Consider the following 22,635-nt stretch of genomic DNA (forward strand, 5'->3'; position numbering starts at 1 on the left):
CTGGTGGCGTTCGGTGGGCTGTGGTCTTCAGCGGACTGCCGGGCTCAGGCGCCCGTGCCGCCGCCGCCGGGAACGCCCGCGGCGTGCGTGATGATGTCGTCGATGAGGCCGTAGCTCTTGGCCTCGTCCGCCGTGAACCAGCGGTCGCGGTCACCGTCGCGAATGATCGCCTCGACGGTCTGACCCGAGTGGTGGGCCGTGATCTCGGCCATGCGCTTCTTCGTACGCAGGAGGTACTCGGCCTGGATCTTGATGTCCGAGGCCGTGCCGCCGATGCCGGCGGAACCCTGGTGCATCAGGACGTCCGTGTTCGGCAGCGCGAAGCGCTTGCCGGCGGCGCCGCCGGTGAGCAGGAACTGACCCATGGAGGCCGCCATGCCCATACCGATGGTGACGACGTCGTTCGGGATGTACTGCATGGTGTCGTAGATGGCCATGCCGGCCGTCACCGAGCCACCGGGGCTGTTGATGTAGAGGTAGATGTCCTTCTCCGGGTCGGCTGCCAGGAGGAGCATCTGCGCGGTGATCTTGTTGGCGATCTCGTCGTCGACCTGCTGGCCGAGGAAGATGATCCGCTCGCCGAGCAGCCGGTTGTAGACATGGTCGCCGAGGCCACCACCGATGGACGGCTCACCCGCGGCGTAAGGCTTCAGATTCGTCACGTATCCACCTGCTCGTCTCCGACGGCTCCGGCCGTCTCAGCGTCTCGTTCAGAGGGCAGTGCCCTCGTATTCATGGACCCTAACGCGCAGGTAGGACAACGCCATCCCGGTTCCCGAACTGTTCGCTGGGAGCGCAAGGTTACCGAAGGCTCCAGGGGGCCTGAATACGGGCACGGGCCCGGCGCACAGCAGTGCGTCCGGGCCCGTGGACCAGCGGTTCAGTGCGAGGCGGAGGGCCTCTTACTTCTCCTCGGCGACCTCGGCCTCACCGGTGACGGCCTCGACCGTCTCGGCGGCGTTCTCGGCCTCGTCCTCGTCGTCCTCGAGGTCGACGGTCTCACCGTTGGTGTCGACGACCTTGGCGGCCTCGACGACGACCGCGAGGGCCTTGCCGCGGGCGACCTCGCCGACGAGCATCGGCACCTGGCCACCCTCGACGACGGCCTGGGCGAACTGGTCGGGGGACATGCCGGAGGAGGCGGCGCGGCGCATGAGGTGCTCGGTGAGCTCCTCCTGGCTGACGTTCAGCTTCTCCTTGTTGACGAGCTCATCGAGGATGAACTGCGTCTTGATGCCCTTCTCGGCCTGCTCCTTGGTCTCCGCCAGGAACTCTTCCTCGGTCTTGCCCTGGATCTCCAGGTACTTCGCGAGGTCGAGGCCCATCTGGCCGAGCTGGTGGTGCTCCAGGTTGTGCTTGCGGGTGTTGATCTCGTCCTCGAGCAGCTTCTCGGGCATCGGGACGTCCGCCAGCTTCAGGAGCTCGTCGAGGACGCGCTCCTGGGCCTGGGTGGCCTGGTCGAACTGCTTCATGTTCTCGAGGCGCTTGCGGCTGTCGGCCTTGAGCTCGTCGAGGGTGTCGAACTCCGACGCGAGCTGCGCGAAGTCGTCGTCGAGCTCGGGGAGCTCACGGGCGGCAACGGCGGTGACCTTGACGGAGACCTCCGCGTCCTTGCCCTCGGCGGAGCCGCCCTTCAGCTGCGAGGTGAAGGTGGCCTCGCCGCCGGCCTCCAGGCCGGTGACGGCCTCGTCGATGCCGTCGAGGAGCTCGCCGGAACCGATGGTGTACGAGACGCCCTGGGCGACGCCGTCCGGGAGGACCTCGCCGTCGACCTTGGCCTCGAGGTCGATGGTGACGACGTCACCGTCGGCGGCGGCGCGCTCGACCGGGTTGGTGGAGGCGAAGCGCTCGCGCAGCTGCTGCACGGACTTCTCGACGTCCTCGTCGGTGACCTCGACCGCGTCGACGGTGACCTCGATGCCGGAGTAGTCCGGGATCTCGATCGTCGGGCGGATGTCGACCTCGGCGGTGAAGGCCAGCAGCTCGCCGTCCTTCAGCTCCGTGATGTCGACCTCGGGCTGACCCAGCGGGTTGACCTCGGCCTCGTTGACGGCCTCGGTGTAGAACTTCGGGAGGGCGTCGTTGACGGCCTCCTCCAGCACCGCACCACGGCCGAACCGCTGGTCGATGACACGAGCCGGGATCTTGCCCTTACGGAAGCCCTTGACCGTGACCTGCTGGTTGATCTTCTTGTACGCCGCGTCGAGGCTGTCCTTGAGCTCCTCGAAGGGCACCTCGACAGTGAGCCGAACCCGGGTCGGGTTCAGGGTCTCCACGGCGCTCTTCACGGTTCGGTCTCCTTGGTGGCTGATTCTTGGAATCTGCCGGTGCCGCTTGGTGGCGGTTCCGGCCGATCGGCCCGGTCAGAGAGACACACGGGCACGCAGCTTGCATAGTAACCGCAAGCGGGATGAGGCCCACAACGCGATCTTGCGATGCCTGATCTCGGTGGTCGGGGTGGCGGGATTTGAACCCACGGCCTTCCGCTCCCAAAGCGGACGCGCTACCAAGCTGCGCCACACCCCGTCGGTGCGACACGTAGGGTACATGCACGGAGACAGTGCGACGCCCCCTCTTTATGGGGCGTGCGGGGACCGCCCGGGACCCGCTACGATGCTGTCCGTGCCGCGGCCCTCGTGACCTGCGGCGCATCCTTTGCGGGCGTAGCTCAATGGTAGAGCCCTAGTCTTCCAAACTAGCTACGCGGGTTCGATTCCCGTCGCCCGCTCTTCCGGCCTCGGGGCCGGGCCGGAGATCACTCCTCCGGCCCGGCCCCGAGGCGTTTTCCGTGGTGCGGCCGCAGGATGGGCATTGACCTGTTCGTCCTCTTGTTCCTGCCGCATCGGAGGCAGCCGTGAAGGATCTGAAGTTCGAGGAGAAGCGCGCGCTGTCCCGGATCGAGGCGGCGGATCAGCTGTCCGCGCTCGCGGACGCGCTGCGCGAGGGCGGCGAGGCGGAGATGCGGTTCGGCTCCGGGACGCTGAGTCTGCGCATCCCCGACAACGTCCGCAGCGAGGTGGAGTTCGAGGTCAGCGACGGGGAGATCGAGCTGGAGATCGAGTTCAAGTGGCCCACGGGGACCCCCGCGAAGGCCAAGGCCCCCGCCGCGGCCGCGCCCGGCGCGGAGAAGCCCGCGAAGAAGGCGGCGCCCGCCAAGCGCACGCGGAGCGGCGCCGGCGGGAGCACGAGGACGAAGCGGGCGGCGGCGAAGAAGGCCTGAGCAAGGCCTGAACGGGGTGGCGGCCCCTGGATCCGGGATCGACTCGAAGGCGACGCGGGAACGGCTCGGGTCCGAGAGCTCGGCAGAGACTCAGGAGAGTCCCGGGAGCGGCTCGGGTCCGAGCGCTCGGCAAAGCACTCGGAAGAGTCTCGGGAGCGGCTCAGAACTTGATGGAGCCCACCGTCTGCGTTATCGAGTCCAGGAAGCGCTGGATGTCGTCGGCCATGCCCGTCGAGGCGAGGAAGAAGCCGAAGAGCACGGCAACGACGGCCGGGCCGCCCTTCAGACTCCCGCCGCGGATCAGCACCACCAGGACGATCGCCAACAGCAGCACCACGGATAGCGAAATGGCCATACTGATCACACCCTCGGTCGGTCCCACCTAGCCGCCCGGGAGCGCACGTCACAGAGCACCCCCGCTGCATCCATCGTGCCACCAACTTCTTTCCCACCGACGCCGGGTGACGAATCGTCGGCGTAAGAATCGAGCCAACCCGCGCGATTTTCGTCTTGATCGTTTCGCGCGGGGTACGGCCCCAGGTCAGTCGGTGGAGAGCCCGAGCAGTCCCCGTACGGTGGCGTACTTGCCGGTCAGCCGGGTGCGGGTCGGCTCGTCGAGCGCCGCGAGGCGCGCCGGGTCGGCGTTGTGCGCGAGGTCGGCCTCCTTCACCAGGAGGGCACCGGGAACCGCCAGGATCCGCCGGGTGTACGACGCGAGATCCTCGCCCGGCCGCTTGGTGAGCGCGAGCACCATGTCCTTGACCGCGCGCGGGAGTTCGGCCGAATCCAGCCACTCGGCGGAGAGGGCGTCGTCCTCGACGGAGTCGTGCAGCCAGGCCGCCGCGATCTGCTCCTCGCTCCCGCCCCGGGCCCGTACCCCCTCGGCCACCGCCCGCAGATGCTCGGCGTACGGACGGCCCGCCTTGTCGGTCTGGCCCTCGTGGGCGGCGACGGCGAGGGACTCGACCTGGGCGAGGGTGAGGTGCGGCATGCGCCGACTCTACGGCGCCGGGCGGCGCAGCGCGGCGCGTGCGGGCAGGCTCGTGGACAGCAGGCCGAGGGCCACGACGGCGGCCGCGAAGCTGCCGTAGAGGAGCGGCGGGACGGTGGGGGCCGCGCCGGTCAGACCGTTGGTCATCGGGACGAGCGTGGCCAGGGCGATCCCGGTGCCCAGGGCCAGGCCGGCCAGGGTGACCAGGAGCGCCTCCCAGCGGATCATCCGCAGGACCTGGCGGCGCGTGCTGCCGATCAGGCGGAGCGTGCCGAGTTCCCGGCGGCGGTCGAGGACGGTCATGACCAGGGTGTTGGCGGCGGCGATCGCGGCGAAGCCGCCGAGGACGGCCGCCATCGTGGTGTTGGCCCAGGCGTTCAACGCGCGCTCGGTGCTCTGCGCGGTGGTCCAGCCGGCGGGGTCGGTGACCGTGCCGAGGCCGGTGAGGACGGCCGCCGTGCCACCGCGGACGAAGAGTTCGGTGGCGTACGGGGAGGTCACGTGGCCGGTCAGGGCGGCGGCGGGCAGGGTGACCTCGGCCAGACCGAGGCCGCGCGTGTAGGTGGCGACGAGGCGCGGGGCGGCCTTCGTGCCGTCGGGGAGCAGGAGCTCGACGCGGTCGCCGGTCGCCAGGTCCATCGCGTCCGCGAGCCGGGTGTCCAGGGCGACCGTGCGGGGAGTGAGCGCGGCCAGGGAACCCGTACGGACCCCGAGGTCCAGGACCGGGGACGGGTCTCCGGAGACGGCCTGGGCCGAGGCGGTACGGAAGCCCTGGCTGTCGGACGGGAGCAGGACGGAGGTCCGCTGGACCGCGACGGCGGCGGCGACGCCCGGGGCCTCGGCGGCGCGTGCGGCCGCGTCGGTGGGCAGCCCGGCGGGTGCGGTGACGACGTGGTCGGCGACGACGGCGGCGCGCTGTTGGTCGGCGGTGGCGCGGTCGGTGCTGGTGTGCAGGAAGACGAGCGTGGAGGCGAAGGACATCGCGAGCACGATCGGGGTGAGCGCGGAAGCGAGCCGGCGGGCGTTGGTACGGGAGTTGGCGGCCGCCAGGTAGCCTGCGGCGCCGGAGCCGCGCAGCGGCAGCCCGAAGAGGCTCGCGCAGAGCCGGGCCAGGAGCGGCCCGAGCAGGGCCACGGCCAGCATGAAGAGCATCACGACGCCCAGGGCCGTGTTGGCGGCGTCCTCGCCGGACAGCGAGGCGGCGACGCCCGCGAGGGCCGCTCCGCCGACGGCGGCGGCGAGGCCGAGCGGCGTACGGACCTTGCCGAGGGCGCGGCGCTCGACGGCGGCCTCGGCGAGCGCCTCGCCCGGCTTGGCGCGGGAGGGGCGGCGGGCGGCCAGGAAGCCGGCGAGCAGCGCGGTCGCGACGACGGCGAGGAGTGCGACGGCGAACGGGATGGGGCCGAGGTCGAGGGCGAGGGCCTCGGGAACGGCGCCCTTCTCCTTCAGCTGCCCGAACCACCAGGCGGCGAGCGCGGCGCCCGGCAGGCAGCCGAGGAGTCCGGCGACCGGCGCGACGAGGAGGGCCTCGGTGGCGATGGAGCGCCGGATCTGGCGCGGGGTCGCGCCGATGGCGCGGAGCAGGGCGAACTCGCGGGCGCGCTGGCCGACGGAGAGCGCGACGGTCCCGGCGGCGGTGAAGACCGCGACGAGGGTCGCGATGCCGCCGAAGGAGCCGCCGAGCGCGGTGAGCAGTTCCTTGGCGGCGGGCAGCGCGGCCCCTTCGGCGAGGGCCCGGTCGTCGCCGGTGTGCACCTGGGCGCGGTCGCCGAGGGTGCGGGCCACCTGGGCGGCCAGCGCGTCGGGGCCCGTGCCGGGCTCGGGCAGGACGGCGATGGCGTCGACCGTGCGGGGGTGGCCAGAGAGAGCGAGCGCCCGCGCGTCGGAGAGCCAGACGCCGGGGCTCGCGGTGACGCCGGAGACCGTGAACCCGCGCTCGCCGACGGGGGTCGAGAGCGTGATCCGCTCCCCCACGCGCGCGGTGGCGTCGGCGACGACGGCCTCGTCGGGGCCCGGGGGCCGGCCCGCGGCGAGGGTCACGCCGGTGAAGGCGGTGGAGGACCAGCCGTGGGCGCTGAGCGTCGCCTTGTCCGTACGGACGGGAAAGGTGACGTCGCCGATCGCGCGGGCCGCCCCCGGGGCCTTGGCGGCCTCGGCGACCAGGGAGGCGTCGAGCCGAGCCCGGTCCGGGACGGCGGCCGACTCGGTCTCCTTCTCGCCGCCCATGGTCACCGTCCGGTGGACCTCCTGGTCGGCGGCGGCGACGACGGGCGCACCCGCGTACCGGTCGGGCGGGACGGTGGCGGTCACGCCGGTCTGGAGGAGGAGCCCGCAGCCGGAGACGACGGCGGCGGCCAGGAAGAGGGCGACGAAGGTGCCCACGAAGGACGAGGGCTTGAAGCGCACGGCGGCGCGGGCGAGGCCGTTTGGCCGGAACAGGCGGGGCATCAGGCGGCTACCCCGGCGGGCGCGGCGGGCGCGGTGAGCGCGCGCATCCGGTCGGCGATCCGTGCCGGGCTCGTCCGGGGCAGGGTGTCGGCGATGGCCCCGTCGGCGAGGAAGAGGACGCGGTCGGCGTGGGCGGCGGCGACCGGGTCGTGGGTGACCATGACGACGGTCGCGCCGAGGGTGTCGACGGCGCCCCTGAGCAGGGCGAGGACCTCGGCGGCGGTCGTGGTGTCCAGGGCGCCGGTGGGCTCGTCGGCGAAGACGACGTCGGGGCGGGTGACGAGCGCGCGGGCGAGGGCCACGCGCTGCTGCTGGCCGCCGGAGAGCTCGGAGGGGCGGCGGGCGCCCTTGTCGCCGAGGCCGACCTGGCCGAGGACCTCGGTCGCCCTGCGACGGTCGGGCCGCTGCCCCGCGAGCCGCATGGGAAGTAGCACGTTCTGCTCGACGGTCAGCGAGGGCAGCAGGTTGAACGCCTGGAAGACGAAGCCGAGGCGGCTGCGGCGCAGTTCGGTGAGCCGGTTCTCGCTCATCCCGGTGATCTCCGTGCCGCCGAGCCGGACGGAGCCGGCGGTGGGGCGGTCGAGGCCCGCCGCGCACTGCAGGAACGTGGACTTGCCGGAGCCGGAGGGGCCCATCACGGCCGTGTAGCTGCCGTGCGGCAGGGCCAGGTCGATCCCGCGCAGCGCGTGGACGGCGCCCGCGCCCCGGCCGTACTGACGGCGCACGCCGGCCAGTTCGACGGCGAGGCCGGTGCCCGCGGGCGGTGCGGGGTGCTCGGAGCGCTTGGCGCGGCGCAGGGCAGCCATGGGGGTTCCTCCGTGGGTTCGTGACGATGTCTCGAACGTACGGATCGGGGCGGTACGGGAACCATGGCGGCTGCCGGTCGATCTTGGGTGGGGATTCCCCCACCTTCGGCCTTCAGGAGGTCGGGCGGTCAGCCCCTGCGGCTGATGAGCAGCAGCGCGCGGTCGTCGTTGACGTCCTTGGCGCAGGCCTCGATCAGATGCCAGGCGGCGCCCTCGAAGCCGGAGGCGACATAGCGGTCGGCCTCGCCGGTGAGCCGGTCGATGCCCTCGGTGATGTCCCGGTCGGCGGCCTCGACGAGCCCGTCGGTGAAGAGCATCAGGACGTCGCCGGGCCGCAGGGAGCCCTTGACGGGGTGGAACTCGGCGCCGTCGTAGACGCCGAGGAGCGGCCCCTCGCCGGACTTCTCCTCCCAGCGCCCGGTGCCCGCGTGGAGCTGGAGCGCGGGCAGGTGCCCGGCGGAGAGGAGTTCGTAGTCCCCGGACTCGAGGTCGAGGACCAGGTGGATGGAGGTGGCGAAGCCCTCGTCCCAGTCCTGGCGGAGCAGGTAGCCGTTGGCGGCCGGCAGGAAGGCGTGCGGGGGCAGCGAGCCGAGCAGCCCGCCGAAGGCCCCGGAGAGCAGCAGTGCGCGCGATCCGGCGTCCATGCCCTTGCCGGAGACGTCGGTCAGCAGGACCTCCAGGGTCCGGCCGCCGTGGGTGCGGGCCGCGACGACGAAGTCGCCGGAGAACGACTGGCCGCCGGCCGGGCGGAGCGCCATCTCGCGGTGCCAGCCCTTGGGGAGCCGGGGCAGGGCGCTCTGGGCCCTGATCCGTTCGCGCAGGTCGAAGAGCATCGTGCCGCCACGCCGCCAGGGCACGCCGACGCGGGCCCGGAACTGGGCGATGAGCAGGCCGAAGAACCCGCAGGCGGCGACGACCAGGACCGTGCCGGGGGTGACCCGGGCGGGGCCCTCCGTGTACGGGCCGAGCACGAGGGCCTCGACGATCAGGGCGCCGGCGGCGGCCGCGTACAGGGCGAGCAGGCTCGCGGGGCGGAGCAGCAGGCCGCCGGCGACGATCGGCAGGACGAGCGTGGCGGGCGCGCACCACACCGGGTCGGCCAGGGTGCCGAGGGTGATGGCCGGAATCGTGAGCAGCAGCGCGCCGAAGGCGAGCCAGTCGGAGCCCTCGCCGCGGAAGTAGTCGACGCCGGATCTGCGCAGCGCGACGCGGGCCCGGTGTGCGCTCCTGCGCATCCGGGCGGGGTACGAATCGACACCCGCGCGAGTTCTCATTGGCCTGGACCCTATCCACCCGGCAGGACCTCGTGCAGGGGGACCCCTAAGACAATGCGAGCGAAAACGGGTCGCGTCGGGCTGCCGTGCGCTGGTATCGATGGCATATGACGACTGAACTGCGTGTACTCGAACCGGCCGAGTGGGACGAGTGGTACGGAGTCCTCGAGCTCGCCTTCGGCGGTGTGGCGGAGTCGCCGGAGGAGCGTGCGCTCTATCGGAGTCTGACCGAGTGCGAGCGCTCGTACGGGGTCTGGGACGGCGAGAGCTGCGTGGCCACGTCGGGGGCGTTCTCGTTCCGGCTGTCCGTCCCCGGCGGGGCGCTCGTGCCGGCGGCGGGGGTCACGATGGTGGGGGTGGCGCCGACGCACCGGCGTCGCGGGATCCTGACCTCGATGATGCGGCGCCAGCTCGACGACGTGCGGGCGGGCGGTGAGTCTCTGGCCGTGCTGACGGCCTCGGAGCCGGAGATCTACGGCCGGTTCGGCTACGGCGTCGCCGCGTACACGACGCGGGCGACGATCGACACGAACCGGGTCCGGCTCGGTGTGCCCGAGGGCACGGACGACGTGACGTTGCGGCTTGCCGATCCGGTGAAGGCGCTGGGGGCGTGCGAGGCGGTGTACGCGCGCCGGGTGGCGACCCGGCCGGGGATGCTCGCCCGGCAGCCCGGCTGGGAGAAGCAGGCGCTGCTCGACCCGGCGAGCGACCGGGGCGGGGCGTCGCCCCAGCTGTGCGTGCTCGCGGAGCGGGCCGGGGAGGTCGTGGGCTTCGCGCGGTACGCGATCAAGCCGGATTGGTCGCCCGCGGGGGCCGAGGGCGTGGTGATCGTGCGGGATCTGGAGGCGCTGGATCCGGCGGCGGAGGCGGCGCTGTGGCGGTTCCTCTGGTCGGTCGACCTGACGTCGACGGTACGGATCCACAGCCGGCCGGTGGACGACGCGTGGCAGCACCTGGTCTCCGACGTGCGGCGCTGCGCGCCGACGCAGCGGGACGGGCTGCACCTGCGGGTGGTGGAGGTGGGCGCGGCCCTGGAGGCGCGGACGTATCAGGCGCCGGTGGACGTGGTCTTCGAGGTCACGGACACGTTCTGCCCCTGGAACGAGGGACGGTGGCGGCTCACGGGCGGCCCGAAGGGCGCGGTGTGCGTCCGTACGGACGATCCCGCCGATCTGGCGCTGTCGGTAAGGGAGTTGGGCGCGGCGTACCTCGGCGGCACGAGCCTGACGTCGCTGGCCGCGGCCGGGCGAGTACGGGAGCTCCGGGCCGGGGCGCTCGTGGAGGCGTCGGTGGCGTTCGGGTCCCCCGTGGCGCCGTGGCTGCCGCACGGGTTCTGACAGGGCCGCCCGGCCGGCGTCAGCGGTGCTGGCAGGCCGGGCACCAGAAGAGGTTGCGGGCGGCGAGGTCGGCGGTGCGGATCTCGCCGCCACAGATGTGGCAGGGCTGGAGGGCCCGGCGGTAGACGTAGACCTCGCCGCCGTGGTCGTCGACGCGCGGCGGGCGGCCCATCGCCTCGGGGGTGTGCTCGGGGCGGACGGTGTCGATGCGGCCCAGGCGGACGCCCTCGCGCATCAGGGCGATCAGGTCCGTCCACATCGAGGACCACTCCGCGCGCGTGATGTCCTTGCCCGCGCGGTACGGGTCGATGCCGTGGCGGAACAGGACCTCCGCCCGGTACACGTTCCCGACGCCCGCGACGACCTTCTGGTCCATCAGCAGGGCCGCGATCGTCGTACGGGAGCGGGAGATGCGGTGCCAGGCCTTCTCCGCATCGTCGCCGCCACGCAGCGGGTCCGGGCCCAGGCGGTCGTGTATCGCCCGCTTCTCGGGGTCCGTGATCAGGGCGCACGTGGTGGGGCCGCGCAGGTCGACGTACGACTCGGGGTTCGCGAGCCGCAGCCGCACGGTGTCCGTGGGCGGCGGCGCGGGGGCGTCGCCGAAGTTCACCTTGCCGAAGAGGCCCAGGTGGATGTGGACCCAGCCCAGGCCGGCGAAGGCGAGGAAGAGGTGCTTGCCGTGCGCCTCGGTGGACTCCAGGACCGTGCCGTCGAGCAGCGCCGCCGAGTCGGCGAACTTGCCCTGCGGGCTCGTCACCCGCACGGACCGGCCGCCGAACCGTTCCCGGTGGTCGGCGGCCAGTCGGTGGATCGTGTGCCCCTCGGGCATCAGGCCGTGGGCTCCTGCGGGTGGTGGGCCGGGATCGCGGGGAGTTCGCCGGTGGTCTCGTAGACGCTGAGCATCTCGATGCGGCGGGTGTGACGCTCCTCACCCGAGTACGGGGTGTTCAGGAAGATCTCGACGAACTTCGTCGCCTCTTCCTCGGTGTGCATCCGGCCGCCGATGGAGATGACGTTGGCGTCGTTGTGCTCGCGGCCGAGGGCGGCGGTCTGCTCGCTCCAGGCGAGGGCCGCGCGCACCCCCTTCACCTTGTTCGCGGCGATCTGCTCGCCGTTGCCGGAGCCGCCGATGACGATGCCCAGGCTGTCCGCGTCCGCGGCCGTCTTCTCGGCGGCACGCAGGCAGAACGGCGGGTAGTCGTCCTGGGCGTCGTAGATGTGGGGACCACAGTCGACGGGCTCGTGGCCATGGGCCTTCAGCCACTCGACGAGGTGGTTCTTGAGTTCGTAGCCGGCATGGTCCGAGCCGAGGTACACGCGCATGGGTCCGAGTGTGGCACGCGCCGGGCTGGGTAGCGGTCAGCGGGGTCGGGGGCAGGACACGACCTTGGTCCGGATCGGTATGGACCTTTGGCCCTTACGCAACGATCCGGAGTCGGACCTTCCGATAAGCCGCGAGTCCGGGGTTCAATGCTCGGGCTCGTGACCCGAGCGACCGCCACACGTTAGGAACCGTTCATGAACCCGCAGCCGACCCTTGCGAAGGAAGGCTCTGCCACCGGTAACCCCGGTGATTCGCAGTCTTCCGACGGACTCAAGGCCGGACTCAAGAACCGGCACCTCTCGATGATCGCCATCGGTGGCGTCATCGGCGCCGGACTCTTCGGCGGCTCCGCGGCCGGCATCAAGGCCGCCGGCCCCGGCATCCTCCTGTCCTACGCGCTCGTGGGCACGATGGTCGTCTTCGTGATGCGGATGCTCGGCGAGATGTCCGTCGCCAACCCGACCTCCGGCTCCTTCTCGGCCCACGCCGACCGGGCGCTCGGACGCTGGGCGGGCTTCTCCATCGGCTGGCTGTACTGGTTCTTCTGGGTCGTCGTGCTCGCCGTCGAGGCGACCATGGGCGCCGACATCCTCAACGGCTGGATCCCGGCCGTCCCGCAGTGGGCCTGGGCGCTCATCGTGATGGTCGTCCTGACCGTCACCAACCTCGGCTCGGTCGCCTCCTACGGCGAGTTCGAGTTCTGGTTCGCGGGCATCAAGGTCGTCGCCATCGCCGCGTTCATCGTGGTCGGCGGGCTCGCGATCTTCGGCGTGCTGCCGGGTGCGGACACCTCGGCCGCCGGTCTGAGCAACCTCACCGAGCACGGTGGCTTCCTGCCCAACGGCTACGGCGCGATCCTCACGGGCATCCTGATGGTCGTCTTCTCCTTCATGGGCAGTGAGATCGTCACCCTCGCCGCCGGCGAGTCCTCGGACCCGCGCCGCGCGGTCGCCAAGGCCACCAACAGCGTGATCTGGCGCGTCGGCATCTTCTACCTGGGCTCGATCCTGGTGGTCGTCTCGCTGCTGCCGTGGAACGACCCGTCGCTGGAGAAGGACGGCTCGTACGTCGCGGCGCTGAACTCCATCGGCATCCCGCACGCCGGCCAGATCATGAACGTCATCATCCTGACCGCGGTGCTGTCCTGCCTGAACTCGGGCCTCTACACCGCCTCCCGCATGGCCCACTCCCTCGGCCGCCGCGGTGACGCGCCGAAGGCCTTCGGCAAGACCAACGCGAAGGGCGTGCCGACGGCCGCCATCATCGGATCGGTCATCTTCGGCTTCGTCGCCGTCTTCTTCAACTACAAGTGGCCCGACACCGTCTTCGCCTTCCTGCTGAACGCGTCCGGCGCCATCGCGCTCTTCGTCTGGCTGGTCATCTGCTTCTCGCAGCTGCGCATGCGGAAGATCATCCTGCGCGAGGCCCCGGAGAAGCTGCTCGTGAAGATGTGGCTCTTCCCGTACCTGACCTGGGCGACCATCGCGATGATCGTCTTCGTCCTCGGCTACATGCTCTACAACGGCGGCTCCGCCCGTGAGCAGGTCCTGCTGTCGCTGCTCGTGGCCGGACTCGTGGTGGCCATCGCCGTGGTCCGCGACCGCCTCGGCAAGAACGTGGAGCCGGCGGACGCCGTCACCAAGGACTGAATCCATACCTGACGGGTTCTGTCAGGTATCGGCGGAAAGCTCTCCGTGTCCCAGGGAAACCCCCAAGGAACGGAGAGCTTTTCCATGTCCTTCACCGCCCAGCACGTCTTCCGTCCCGGCGACACCGGGTACGACGAGGAGATCGCCGGCTTCCAGACCGGCTTCGCCGTCCGCCCCGAGCTCGTGGTCGGCGCCACCGACGCCGAGGAGGTCCGCGCGGCCGTCGCGTACGCCGCCGAGCGGGGCCTTCCGGTCGCCGTCCAGGCCACCGGGCACGGGCTGCCCGGCGCCTCGGAGGGCGGGCTGCTGATCACCACGCGCCGGATGGACCAGGTACGCATCGACGCGGACGCCCGCGTCGCGCGGGTCGCGGCCGGGGTGCGCTGGGCGCGGGTCGTCGAGGCGGCCGCACCGTACGGGCTCGCCCCGCTGAACGGCTCCGCGCCGAGCGTCGGAGTGGTCGCGTACACCCTCGGGGGCGGGCTCGGGATCCTCGCCCGCGAGTTCGGCTGGACCGCCGACCATGTGCGGTCCCTGGAGCTGGTCACCGCCGACGGCACCCTGCGCGAGGTGACCGCGGCGAGCGATCCGGAGCTGCTCGCAGGGCTGCTCGGCGGCGGGCCCGGCCTGGGCGTGGTCACCGCCCTGGAGGTCGGCCTGGTCCCGGTGGCCCGGCTCTACGGCGGGGCGCTCGCCTTCGACGGCACCCGGACCGACCCGGCCGCGGTCCTGCGCGCGTACGCCGAGTGGACGCAGACGGTGCCGAAGACCCTGACCTCGTCGCTCGCCGCGCTCGTCTACCCCGACCTGCCGATGCTTCCGCCGCACCTGCGCGGCCAGTACGTGCTCTCGGTACGGGTCGCCTTCACCGGGGACGCCGCCGACGGCGAGCGGCTCGTGGCCCCACTGCGTGCGATCGGCCCGGCGCTCTCCGACTCGCTGCGGGAACTGCCGTACGCCGAGAGCCACACGATCCACAGCGACCCCGAGTTCCCGCACGCCTACTGGGGCGACGGGATCCTGCTGAGCGAACTCGACCTGGCCGCGGCCGCCTCGGTGCTGGACCTCGCCGGGCCGAAGGCCGGCCGGATGGCGATCGTGCAGATCAACCACCTGGGCGGGGCGCTCGCCGAGGAGCGGCCGAACTCCGTGCCGTACCGCGAGGCGGCCTTCCTGGTGCGCGCGCTCTACCCGCTGGACGAGAACGGTGTGGAGCCGGTCCGCGCGCTCCACGCGCGCGTGGAGGAGGCGTTGGCACCCCGGGCGCTCGGCCGGGCGGTCAACTTCGTCTTCGGCGACGGGCAGCGGAGGGAGGGGCTGTACGACGCGGAGACGCGGAAGAGGCTCGCCCGGCTGAAGTCGGAACTCGACCCGGCGAACCTCTTCGGATGAAACGTGCGATGAAGGCGCGTACTCAGCCCTTGCGGCCGAGCAGCTTCCACGCGGTCGGCAGCGCGCCCATCGCGAGCGCGGCCTTGAGCGCGTCGCCGATCAGGAACGGGGTCAGGCCCGCGGCGACCGCCTGCGGGAGGGTCATGCCGGTGGCGAAGGCCAGGTACGGCACGCCGACCGCGTAGATGACCGCGGAGCCGAGCACCATGGTGCCGGCCGTGCGGAGCACGGAGCGGTCGGCGCCGCGGCGCGCGAGGGCGCCGACGACGGTGGCGGCGAGCAGCATGCCGAGGATGTAGCCGAAGGACGGCATCGCGTAGCCGGAGGAGGCCTGGGCGAACCACGGCACGCCCGCCATGCCCACGACCGCGTACAGCGCGAGGGAGAGGAAGCCGCGGCGGGCGCCGAGCGCCGTGCCGACGAGCAGGGCCGCGAAGGTCTGGCCGGAGACCGGGACCGGCGAGCCGGGGACCGGGACGGCGATCTGCGCGGCGATGCCGGTGAGCGCGGCGCCGCCCACGACGAGGGCGATGTCCCTGGCCCGGGAGGACGGCAGCAGGTCGGCGAGGACCGTCCCGGAGCGGAGGGGACGGACGGGGGCGGCGGCGGTGCTCATCGGTACTCCGCGGGGGTGAGGGAGGTCAGGACAGGTTGACCGTAGTCGAGGGGTGAACGCTCGATCACCATCAGCCGCCCACAAAGGGGAGGTTGAGCGCTTGGTGGAGATCACACAAAGAACCGGTTCCATGCCTCGCACCACGTGACGCTTGTCACGGCGGGGAGCTGGACCGGGGGCCATTTTGCGCCAAGGGGCGATCAGCGGAGAGACTGTGGGGTCTCCATAAACGCTTCCGAAGGCCCGAGCCCCTCATGCACGACGCACCACCCGCCTCCCCGGCTCCCCTGGCCCCCGAACCCGAGCCGCTCTCGCACGGGCTGAAGCAGCATCATCTGACGATGCTGGGGCTCGGCGGGGTGATCGGCGCCGGGCTCTTCGTCGGCTCGGGCGCGGGCATCGCGGTCGCGGGGCCCGGGATCGTCCTCTCGTATCTGATCGCGGGCACGCTCGCGATGCTGGTCATGCGGATGCTCGGCGAGATGTCGGCGGCGATACCGGCCTCCGGCGCCTTCTCCGTCCACGCGGAGCGGGCGCTCGGCCGCTGGGCGGGCTTCTCGGTGGGCTGGCTGTACTGGTTCCTGCTGGTCGTGGTCCTCGCGGTGGAGGCGACGGGCGCGGCGCAGATCGCGCACGGCTGGGCGCCGGGGGTCCCGCAGTGGGGCTGGGTGCTGATCTTCATGATCGTGTTCACCCTCGCCAACCTGGCGGCGGTGAAGAACTTCGGCGAGTTCGAGTTCTGGTTCGCGGCCCTGAAGGTCGGCGCGATCGTCCTCTTCCTCGTCCTCGGCACGCTGGCGATCCTCGGCCGGCTGCCCGACACGGACCCGGTCGGCATGGCGAACCTCTCCGGCCAGGGCGGCTTCCTGCCCAACGGCTGGGGCGGGGTCGTCTCCGGTGTCCTCGCCGTCGTCTTCGCCTTCGGCGGTCTGGAGGTCGTCACGATCGCGGCCGCGGAGTCGGACGACCCGGCGCGCAACGTGGCCCGCGCGGTGCGCAGCGCCGTGTGGCGCATCCTCTTCTTCTACGTCGGTTCGATGCTGGTCATCGTGACCCTGCTGCCGTGGACCTCGATGAAGCCGGGCCAGTCGCCGTACGTCGCCGTCCTCGACTCGATCGGCGTACCCGCGGCCGGCCAGATCATGAACATCGTGGTCTTCGTGGCGCTGCTGTCGGCGCTCAACGCGAACCTGTACGGCTCCTCGCGGATGGTCTTCTCGCTCGCCGAGCGCGGCGAGGCGCCGAAGGGGCTGCTGAAGGTGTCGGGCGGAGGGGTGCCGCGCCGGGCGGTGCTCGCCTCGGTGGCGTTCGGCTTCGTCTCCGTACTGCTCAATCTGAAGTGGCCGGATTCCGTCTTCCTCTACATGCTCAACGCCGTCGGCGCGGTACTCCTCTTCGTCTGGGGTCTGATCGCGGTCTCGCAGCTGCGGCTGCGCCGCCGGATCGAGCGCGAGGCACCGGAGACCCTGACCCTGAGGATGTGGGGCTTCCCGTGGCTGACCTGGACGGCGCTCGCCGCGATGGCGGCGGTCCTGGTCCTGATGCTGACCGACGACGGGGCGCGGCCGCAGGTGCTGTGGTCGGGCGCGGCCACCGGAGCCGTCCTGCTGGTGGCGTGGGTGCGCGAAGTGCGCACGAAGCGGAGATAGTCCTTCACCTTGTGTGAAGCTCGTGCCCGTATAGCGGACATCTGTTCCCTGTAAGCGGTGCGTCCGCCCAGACTGTGGGCCGTTCCCCCGTCTCGGCCAATGAACAGGGCTGCCCATGTCACGGACCACCGCGCCCGAGCCCGTCGACCGCAAGGTCGACGAAGCGCCCCCTGCCGAAGGCCTCACGCACGGCCTCAAGCAGCGCCACCTCTCGATGATCGCCCTCGGTGGCGTCATCGGCGCCGGCCTCTTCGTCGGCTCCGGTGCCGGTATCGCCGCCGCCGGTCCCTCGATCGTGGTCGCGTACGCCATCTCGGGGCTGCTCGTCATGCTCGTGATGCGCATGCTCGGCGAGATGTCGGCGGCCAACCCGGCCTCCGGCTCCTTCTCGGTCCACGCCGAGCGGGCCATCGGCCCGTGGGCGGGCTTCACGGCGGGCTGGGCCTTCTGGTTCCTGCTCTGCGTGGCCGTCGGCCTGGAGGGCATCGGCGCGGCGAAGATCATGACCGGCTGGTTCCCGGACAGCCCGGAGTGGGCCTGGGTCGCCCTCTTCATGCTGGTCTTCTGCGTGACCAACCTGGCGGCGGTGAAGAACTTCGGCGAGTTCGAGTTCTGGTTCGCGGCCCTGAAGGTCGGCGCGATCGTCCTCTTCCTCGGCATCGGCGTCCTCGCCATCGTCGGCGTCCTGCCCGGCACGGACGCCCCCGGCTCCGCGAACCTCACCGGCGACGGCGGCTTCTTCCCGAACGGCTCCGAAGGCCTGATCGTCGGACTGCTCGCCTCGGTCTTCGCGTACGGCGGTCTGGAGACCGTCACCATCGCCGCCGCCGAGTCCGAGCACCCCGTGCAGGGTGTCGCCAAGGCGGTCCGTACGGCGATGTGGCGCATCGCGCTCTTCTACATCGGCTCGATGGCCGTCATCGTGACCCTGGTCCCGTGGGGCGACAAGGCGGTCGTCGAGAAGGGCCCGTACGTCGCGACCCTCGACCACCTGGGCATCCCGGCCGCGGGCCAGATCATGAACGTGGTCGTCCTGATCGCCCTGCTGTCGGCCATGAACGCCAACATCTACGGCGCCTCCCGGATGGCCACCTCGCTGGTCGCCCGCGGCCAGGGCCCGAAGGCGCTCGGCCGGACCTTCGGCGGCGTCCCGCGCCCCGCAGTGCTCGTCTCCTCCGTCTTCGGCTTCGCCTGCGTGCTGCTGAGCTACTGGCGGCCCGACGACATCTTCATCTGGCTGCTCAACACCATCGGCGCGATCATCCTCGTCGTCTGGTTCTTCATCGCCGTCTCGCAGCTGCTGCTGCGCCGCCGCACCGAGCGCGAGGCGCCGGAGAAGCTCGTCGTGAAGATGTGGGCGTTCCCGGTGCTGACCTGGGTGGCGCTCGCCGGCATGGCGGCGATCTTCTTCCTGATGGCCCGTGAGGAGGGCACCCGCGTCCAGCTGTACTGGACCGGCGGCCTCACGGCGATCCTGGCCGTGGTCGGCCTCGTGCTCCAGAAGAAGCGCGCGCGGGAGCCGCAGGACGCCTGACCCACCCCGTACGAACGTCGAACCCCCGGACCGGTCCTCGGTCCGGGGGTTCGGCGTTTTCCACCCCGAGCCACCCCCCGAGCCGCCCCCGACCCGCCTTCGCTACGCCACGAGTCCTAGGCCCAAGGACTGATCAACCAGGGGGCGGTCCTGCTGTTAGCCTGCACCTGCATATAGGTTGCAATAAGCATCAGTAGCAGCGAGAGGCTCGGCACATGGCGATCTACACCCTTCCGGAACTGCCGTACGACTACGCGGCACTGGAGCCGGTGATCAATCCGCAGATCATCGAGCTGCACCACGACAAGCACCACGCCGCGTACGTCAAGGGCGCCAACGACACCCTTGAGCAGCTGGAAGAGGCGCGCGACAAGGAGCAGTGGGGCTCGATCAACGGCCTGGAGAAGAACCTCGCGTTCCACCTCTCCGGCCACATCCTGCACTCCATCTACTGGAACAACATGGACAGCCCGAAGGACGGTGGCGGCGGCGAGCCGCTGGCGGCCGACGGTGTCGGTGAGCTCGCCGACGCGATCACCGAGTCCTTCGGTTCCTTCGCGAAGTTCAAGTCCCAGCTGACCAAGGCCTCCGCGACCACCCAGGGCTCCGGCTGGGGTGTCCTCGCGTACGAGCCGATCAGCGGCCGGCTGATCGTCGAGCAGGTCTACGACCACCAGGGCAACGTCGGCCAGGGCTCCATCCCGGTCCTCGTCTTCGACGCCTGGGAGCACGCCTTCTACCTGCAGTACAAGAACCAGAAGGTCGACTTCATCGAGGCCATGTGGCAGGTCGTCAACTGGCAGGACGTGAACAAGCGCTACCAGGCGGCCAAGACCTCCGTGCCGCTGATCTCCTTCTGATCCGCGTTCCGCACCACCTTCCGGTCCCCGTCCGGACCGGACCCCGCTCGTCCTGCTCGTGATCGTCTTCTCAACCTTCACTTGCAGGCGGATGAAAGAAGAACCCCCGCGATGACAGGAATCGCGGGGGTTCTTCCGTGTGGGGAGCGGGAGTGACTACTCGAAGCTCGGGGCCGCCGTCCGCGTCCGCTTGATCTCGTAGAAGCCGGGGGTCGCCGCCACCAGCAGTGTGCCGTCCCACAGCCGGGCCGCCGCCTCGCCGCGCGGGGTCGGGGTGACGACCGGGCCGAAGAAGGCGACCTCTTCGCCGTCGGCGCCCGGGACGGAGATGACCGGCGTGCCGACGTCCTGGCCGACCCGCTCGATGCCCTCCTTGTGGGAGGCGCGCAGCTCGGTGTCGTACGTGTCCTTGTCCGCGTACTCCGCGAGGTCGGCCGGGAGGCCGACGTCCGACAGGGCGCCGACGATCGCCTCGCGCGTCGGGCCCTCGCCGTTGTTGTGGAAGCGGGTGCCGAGCGCGGTGTAGAGCTTGCCGACGACCTCGTCGCCGTGCAGCTGCTGGGCCGCGACCACCACGCGGACCGGGCCCCAGGCCTTGGTCTCCAGCATGTCGCGGTACTCGGCCGGGAGCTCGTCCAGCTTGTCCTCGTTGAGGACGGCCAGGCTCATCACCTTCCACCGGACGTCGACCGGGCGGACCTTCTCGACCTCCAGCATCCAGCGGGAGGTCATCCAGGCCCAGGGGCACAGGGGGTCGAACCAGAAGTCGGCGGTGGTCCTGCTCTCGGACATGTCACTCCTCGTGGATGGATACCGTTGCGCCGCCTGGAGCAACGCCACGACCCGACCCGGGCATTCCCCGAGTGCCGCGTGACAGTGGCACATGGGAGGATCGGTGCTGTTTCGAACGAGCCACGAAGGAGTGACCGTGCCCGGTGAGAATCTGTCCCGCGACGAGGCCCGCGAGCGGGCCGAGCTGCTGTCCGTCGACGGGTACGAGGTCGCCCTGGACCTGCGCTCCGCGGTCGGGGAGTCGAGCGAGGAGGTCCGCACCTTCCGCTCGGTGACGACGATCCGGTTCCGCCGCACGGGCACCGGCACCACCACCTTCGTGGACCTGATCGCCCCCGCCGTCACCTCGGTGGAGCTGAACGGCCGCGCGCTCGACCCGGCCGTCGTCTTCGACGGCGCGCGGATCGCCCTGGACGGCCTGGCCGACGAGAACGTGCTCGTCGTGGACGCCCGGTGCGCGTACAGCCGCACCGGCGAGGGCATGCACCGCTTCGTCGACCCGGAGGACGGCGAGGTCTACCTCTACACGCAGTACGAGCCGGCCGACGCCCGCCGCGTGTACGCCACCTTCGAGCAGCCCGACCTGAAGGCCCCGCACCTCTTCTCCGTGACGGCCCCCGAAGGCTGGACGGTGTGGAGCAACGGCGCCGGGGAGCGGGACGCCGAGGGCGTGTGGCGGTTCGCGGAGACGGCGCCGATCTCGACGTACATCACGTGTGTCGTCGCCGGGCCGTACCACTACGTCACGGACACGTACACGCGCGCGCTGGCCGACGGGACCGAGCTGGAGATCCCGCTCGGCGCGATGTGCCGCAAGGGGCTCGCCAAGCACTTCGACGCGGACGACGTCTTCCTGATCACCAAGCAGGGCTTCGACTTCTTCCACGACAACTTCGACTTCCCGTACCCCTTCGGGAAGTACGACCAGGCCTTCGTCCCCGAGTACAACCTCGGCGCGATGGAGAACCCGGGCATGGTGACCTTCCGCGAGGAGTACATCTACCGGGGCAAGGTCACCCAGGCCGCGTACGAGCGCCGGGCCAACGTCATCCTGCACGAGATGGCGCACATGTGGTTCGGCGACCTGGTCACCATGGTGTGGTGGGACGACCTGTGGCTGAAGGAGTCGTTCGCCGACTTCATGGGCTCCTTCTCGCTGGCCGAGGCGACCCGGTTCACCAACAGTTGGGTGACCTTCGCCAACAGCCGCAAGTCCTGGGCGTACCGCGCCGACCAGCTGCCGTCCACGCACCCGATCACGGCCGACATCCGTGACCTGGAGGACGCCAAGCTGAACTTCGACGGCATCACGTACGCCAAGGGCGCGTCGGTCCTGAAGCAGCTCGTGGCGTACGCGGGGCGTGACGCGTTCCTGGAGGGCGTGCGCCGCTACTTCAAGCGCCACGCGTACGGGAACACGCGCCTGGCGGACCTGCTGTCCGTCCTGGAGGAGACCTCGGGGCGCGACATGAAGGCGTGGTCGCGGTCCTGGCTGCAGACCTCGGGCGTCAACACGCTGACGCCGGAGGTGACGTACGACGCGGAGGGCCGGATCACCGAGCTGGCCGTCGTCCAGGGCAGCGACGCCGTGCTCAATCAGCCGACTCCGTCGGCGGGCCGCCCGCACCGGGTGGCCGTGGGCCTGTACGAGCTGTCGGCGGACGGCGAGCTCGTGCGGTACGCGCGGGCCGAGGCGGACGTGGTCGGCGCGCGGACGGTCGTGGCGGAGCTGGCCGGTTCGGCCCGGCCCGACCTGGTCCTCGTCAACGACGACGACCTGACGTACTGCAAGGTCCGTTTCGACGAGGGCTCGCTCGCGACGCTGCGGGCGCACCTGGGCGACATCACGGACCCGCTGGCGCGGGCGCTGTGCTGGTCGGCGCTGTGGAACCTGACGCGGGACGGGCTCATGCCGGCCCGGGACTTCGTCGCGGTCGCGCTCGACTTCGCGGGGCGCGAGACGGAGATCGGCGTGCTCCAGATGGTGCACGCCTGGGCGCGCTCGGCGGTCACGCACTACGCGGCGCCCGCGTGGCGCGCGGAGGGTGGCCGGCTGCTCGCCGAGGGCGGGCTGCGGGAGCTGCGCGTGGCCGAGCCGGGCAGCGAGCACCAGCTGACGTGGGCGCGGTTCTTCGCGGCCGCGGCCGCGTCGGAGGCGGACTTCCAGCTCCTTGAGGGCCTGCTCGACGGTACGGCGAAGATCGACGGCCTGGACGTCGACCAGGAGCTGCGCTGGGCGTTCCTTGAGCCGCTGGCCACGCACGGCCGCGCGGACGAGGCGCGGATCGGCGAGGAGCTGACCCGCGACGACACGGCGACCGGCAAGCGTCACCAGGTGCGTTGCCTGGCCGCGCGGCCGTCGGCGGCGGTCAAGGCGCAGGCCTGGGCGCAGGTCGTCGAGTCGGACGCGCTGTCGAACGCGCTGGTGGAGGCGACGATCGCGGGCTTCGTCCAGCCCTCGCAGCGGGAGCTGATCGCGCCGTACGCGGAGAAGTACTTCGCGGCGATCGAGCGGATCTGGGCGGAGCGGTCCATCCAGATCGGCATGGACGTCGTCCGCGGCCTGTTCCCGGGCCTCCAGGACGACGAGTCGACGCTGGCGGCGACGGACGCGTGGCTCTCCGAGCACGAGGCCGCGGCGCCGGCCTTGCGCCGCCTGGTCCTGGAGTCGCGGGACGACCTGGCGCGTGCGCTGCGCGCGCAGGCGTGCGACGGGGGCGCGGGCGCGTAGGGCGTGAGCTCG

Annotated in this window: 19 protein-coding genes and 2 tRNA genes; 9 read left to right on the forward strand and 12 right to left on the reverse strand. The window is 71.3% G+C overall.

The window, feature by feature from the left end; genetic code table 11:
- Window positions 1-44: 44 nt before the first annotated feature.
- The 3 genes from AB0F56_RS10505 to AB0F56_RS10515 all read right to left on the reverse strand — a co-directional run bounded on the left by AB0F56_RS10505 (window position 45) and on the right by AB0F56_RS10515 (window position 2,526).
- On the reverse strand, window positions 45-662 hold the full coding sequence (locus tag AB0F56_RS10505; RefSeq protein ID WP_362006595.1) for an ATP-dependent Clp protease proteolytic subunit: 618 nt from the start codon (window positions 660-662) through the stop codon (window positions 45-47).
- Between the two features lie 240 nt (window positions 663-902).
- A complete protein-coding gene (tig, locus tag AB0F56_RS10510; RefSeq protein WP_362006598.1) occupies window positions 903-2,288 on the reverse strand; it encodes a trigger factor in 1,386 nt (461 codons plus the stop codon).
- A 161-nt stretch (window positions 2,289-2,449) separates the two neighbouring features.
- Window positions 2,450-2,526: transfer RNA gene (locus tag AB0F56_RS10515), tRNA-Pro, on the reverse strand.
- A gap of 131 nt (window positions 2,527-2,657) precedes the next feature.
- Between AB0F56_RS10515 and AB0F56_RS10520 the strand changes: the two genes are divergently transcribed.
- Both AB0F56_RS10520 and AB0F56_RS10525 read left to right on the forward strand, forming a co-directional pair.
- Window positions 2,658-2,728 (forward strand) — tRNA-Gly (locus AB0F56_RS10520).
- A gap of 126 nt (window positions 2,729-2,854) precedes the next feature.
- Window positions 2,855-3,220, forward strand: a complete 366-nt coding sequence (locus tag AB0F56_RS10525) for an amphi-Trp domain-containing protein (RefSeq protein WP_362006600.1) — start codon at window positions 2,855-2,857, stop codon at window positions 3,218-3,220.
- 160 nt (window positions 3,221-3,380) lie between these two features.
- Here the strand turns inward: AB0F56_RS10525 and AB0F56_RS10530 are convergent, their stop codons facing one another.
- From AB0F56_RS10530 to AB0F56_RS10550, 5 genes are all read right to left on the reverse strand, one after another.
- Entirely contained in the window at window positions 3,381-3,575 is a 195-nt protein-coding gene (locus AB0F56_RS10530) for a hypothetical protein (protein ID WP_362006602.1), read from the reverse strand.
- A gap of 186 nt (window positions 3,576-3,761) precedes the next feature.
- On the reverse strand, window positions 3,762-4,211 hold the full coding sequence (locus AB0F56_RS10535; RefSeq protein ID WP_362006604.1) for an HD domain-containing protein: 450 nt from the start codon (window positions 4,209-4,211) through the stop codon (window positions 3,762-3,764).
- A 9-nt stretch (window positions 4,212-4,220) separates the two neighbouring features.
- Complete coding sequence (locus tag AB0F56_RS10540; RefSeq protein ID WP_362006606.1) at window positions 4,221-6,659, reverse strand: ABC transporter permease; 2,439 nt, start codon at window positions 6,657-6,659, stop codon at window positions 4,221-4,223.
- Complete coding sequence (locus AB0F56_RS10545; protein ID WP_362006608.1) at window positions 6,659-7,465, reverse strand: ABC transporter ATP-binding protein; 807 nt, start codon at window positions 7,463-7,465, stop codon at window positions 6,659-6,661. The genes AB0F56_RS10540 and AB0F56_RS10545 overlap by 1 nt, the downstream gene beginning before the upstream one ends.
- A gap of 128 nt (window positions 7,466-7,593) precedes the next feature.
- The gene (locus AB0F56_RS10550) at window positions 7,594-8,739 is read right to left on the reverse strand and encodes a PP2C family protein-serine/threonine phosphatase (protein ID WP_362006611.1); all 1,146 of its coding nucleotides are present in this window, start codon (window positions 8,737-8,739) and stop codon (window positions 7,594-7,596) included.
- 107 nt (window positions 8,740-8,846) lie between these two features.
- Between AB0F56_RS10550 and AB0F56_RS10555 the strand changes: the two genes are divergently transcribed.
- Entirely contained in the window at window positions 8,847-10,076 is a 1,230-nt protein-coding gene (locus tag AB0F56_RS10555) for a GNAT family N-acetyltransferase (protein ID WP_362006614.1), read from the forward strand.
- A 19-nt stretch (window positions 10,077-10,095) separates the two neighbouring features.
- Here the strand turns inward: AB0F56_RS10555 and AB0F56_RS10560 are convergent, their stop codons facing one another.
- Both AB0F56_RS10560 and AB0F56_RS10565 read right to left on the reverse strand, forming a co-directional pair.
- Window positions 10,096-10,905, reverse strand: a complete 810-nt coding sequence (locus tag AB0F56_RS10560; protein ID WP_362006616.1) for a DNA-formamidopyrimidine glycosylase family protein — start codon at window positions 10,903-10,905, stop codon at window positions 10,096-10,098.
- Complete coding sequence (locus AB0F56_RS10565) at window positions 10,905-11,399, reverse strand: ribose-5-phosphate isomerase (protein ID WP_362006619.1); 495 nt, start codon at window positions 11,397-11,399, stop codon at window positions 10,905-10,907. The genes AB0F56_RS10560 and AB0F56_RS10565 overlap by 1 nt, the downstream gene beginning before the upstream one ends.
- A 195-nt stretch (window positions 11,400-11,594) precedes the next feature.
- Between AB0F56_RS10565 and AB0F56_RS10570 the strand changes: the two genes are divergently transcribed.
- Window positions 11,595-13,049, forward strand: a complete 1,455-nt coding sequence (locus AB0F56_RS10570) for an amino acid permease (protein ID WP_362006620.1) — start codon at window positions 11,595-11,597, stop codon at window positions 13,047-13,049.
- Window positions 13,050-13,133: 84 nt separating this feature from the next.
- Window positions 13,134-14,441: an FAD-binding oxidoreductase gene (locus tag AB0F56_RS10575; RefSeq protein ID WP_362006623.1), complete on the forward strand. Its 1,308-nt coding sequence runs from the start codon at window positions 13,134-13,136 to the stop codon at window positions 14,439-14,441.
- A 22-nt stretch (window positions 14,442-14,463) separates the two neighbouring features.
- On the opposite strand, the gene AB0F56_RS10580 is transcribed toward AB0F56_RS10575, so the two are convergent.
- Window positions 14,464-15,057 carry a biotin transporter BioY gene (locus AB0F56_RS10580; protein ID WP_362006625.1) on the reverse strand — a complete coding sequence of 198 codons (594 nt, stop codon included), beginning with the start codon at window positions 15,055-15,057 and terminating at the stop codon, window positions 14,464-14,466.
- 254 nt (window positions 15,058-15,311) lie between these two features.
- On the opposite strand from AB0F56_RS10580, the gene AB0F56_RS10585 reads away from it, so the two are divergent.
- From AB0F56_RS10585 to AB0F56_RS10595, 3 genes are all read left to right on the forward strand, one after another.
- On the forward strand, window positions 15,312-16,706 hold the full coding sequence (locus AB0F56_RS10585; RefSeq protein WP_362006627.1) for an amino acid permease: 1,395 nt from the start codon (window positions 15,312-15,314) through the stop codon (window positions 16,704-16,706).
- Between the two features lie 115 nt (window positions 16,707-16,821).
- Entirely contained in the window at window positions 16,822-18,240 is a 1,419-nt protein-coding gene (locus AB0F56_RS10590) for an amino acid permease (RefSeq protein WP_362006629.1), read from the forward strand.
- Between the two features lie 215 nt (window positions 18,241-18,455).
- Window positions 18,456-19,100, forward strand: coding sequence for a superoxide dismutase (locus AB0F56_RS10595; protein ID WP_362006632.1), 645 nt, complete (start codon window positions 18,456-18,458; stop codon window positions 19,098-19,100).
- 156 nt (window positions 19,101-19,256) lie between these two features.
- Here the strand turns inward: AB0F56_RS10595 and AB0F56_RS10600 are convergent, their stop codons facing one another.
- On the reverse strand, window positions 19,257-19,892 hold the full coding sequence (locus AB0F56_RS10600; protein ID WP_362006634.1) for a DsbA family protein: 636 nt from the start codon (window positions 19,890-19,892) through the stop codon (window positions 19,257-19,259).
- A gap of 136 nt (window positions 19,893-20,028) precedes the next feature.
- Between AB0F56_RS10600 and pepN the strand changes: the two genes are divergently transcribed.
- Window positions 20,029-22,623, forward strand: a complete 2,595-nt coding sequence (pepN, locus tag AB0F56_RS10605) for an aminopeptidase N (protein ID WP_362006637.1) — start codon at window positions 20,029-20,031, stop codon at window positions 22,621-22,623.
- The last annotated feature ends 12 nt before the right edge of the window (window positions 22,624-22,635 follow it).

Origin of the sequence: Streptomyces sp. NPDC026092 (assembly GCF_040638605.1) — a bacterium.
Taxonomy (GTDB): Bacteria; Actinomycetota; Actinomycetes; order Streptomycetales; family Streptomycetaceae; genus Streptomyces.

Bases quoted from the DNA above. Each gene is read 5' to 3' on its own strand.
- AB0F56_RS10545 (WP_362006608.1), bottom strand. From the start codon at position 7,465: ATGGCTGCCCTGCGCCGCGCCAAGCGCTCCGAGCACCCCGCACCGCCC.
- AB0F56_RS10530 (WP_362006602.1), bottom strand. From the start codon at position 3,575: ATGGCCATTTCGCTATCCGTGGTGCTGCTGTTGGCGATCGTCCTGGTG.
- AB0F56_RS10600 (WP_362006634.1), bottom strand. From the start codon at position 19,892: ATGTCCGAGAGCAGGACCACCGCCGACTTCTGGTTCGACCCCCTGTGC.
- AB0F56_RS10540 (WP_362006606.1), bottom strand. From the start codon at position 6,659: ATGCCCCGCCTGTTCCGGCCAAACGGCCTCGCCCGCGCCGCCGTGCGC.
- AB0F56_RS10575 (WP_362006623.1), top strand. From the start codon at position 13,134: ATGTCCTTCACCGCCCAGCACGTCTTCCGTCCCGGCGACACCGGGTAC.
- AB0F56_RS10580 (WP_362006625.1), bottom strand. From the start codon at position 15,057: ATGAGCACCGCCGCCGCCCCCGTCCGTCCCCTCCGCTCCGGGACGGTC.
- AB0F56_RS10550 (WP_362006611.1), bottom strand. From the start codon at position 8,739: ATGAGAACTCGCGCGGGTGTCGATTCGTACCCCGCCCGGATGCGCAGG.
- AB0F56_RS10565 (WP_362006619.1), bottom strand. From the start codon at position 11,399: ATGCGCGTGTACCTCGGCTCGGACCATGCCGGCTACGAACTCAAGAAC.
- AB0F56_RS10585 (WP_362006627.1), top strand. From the start codon at position 15,312: ATGCACGACGCACCACCCGCCTCCCCGGCTCCCCTGGCCCCCGAACCC.
- AB0F56_RS10590 (WP_362006629.1), top strand. From the start codon at position 16,822: ATGTCACGGACCACCGCGCCCGAGCCCGTCGACCGCAAGGTCGACGAA.
- AB0F56_RS10560 (WP_362006616.1), bottom strand. From the start codon at position 10,905: ATGCCCGAGGGGCACACGATCCACCGACTGGCCGCCGACCACCGGGAA.
- AB0F56_RS10595 (WP_362006632.1), top strand. From the start codon at position 18,456: ATGGCGATCTACACCCTTCCGGAACTGCCGTACGACTACGCGGCACTG.
- AB0F56_RS10570 (WP_362006620.1), top strand. From the start codon at position 11,595: ATGAACCCGCAGCCGACCCTTGCGAAGGAAGGCTCTGCCACCGGTAAC.
- AB0F56_RS10555 (WP_362006614.1), top strand. From the start codon at position 8,847: ATGACGACTGAACTGCGTGTACTCGAACCGGCCGAGTGGGACGAGTGG.
- AB0F56_RS10535 (WP_362006604.1), bottom strand. From the start codon at position 4,211: ATGCCGCACCTCACCCTCGCCCAGGTCGAGTCCCTCGCCGTCGCCGCC.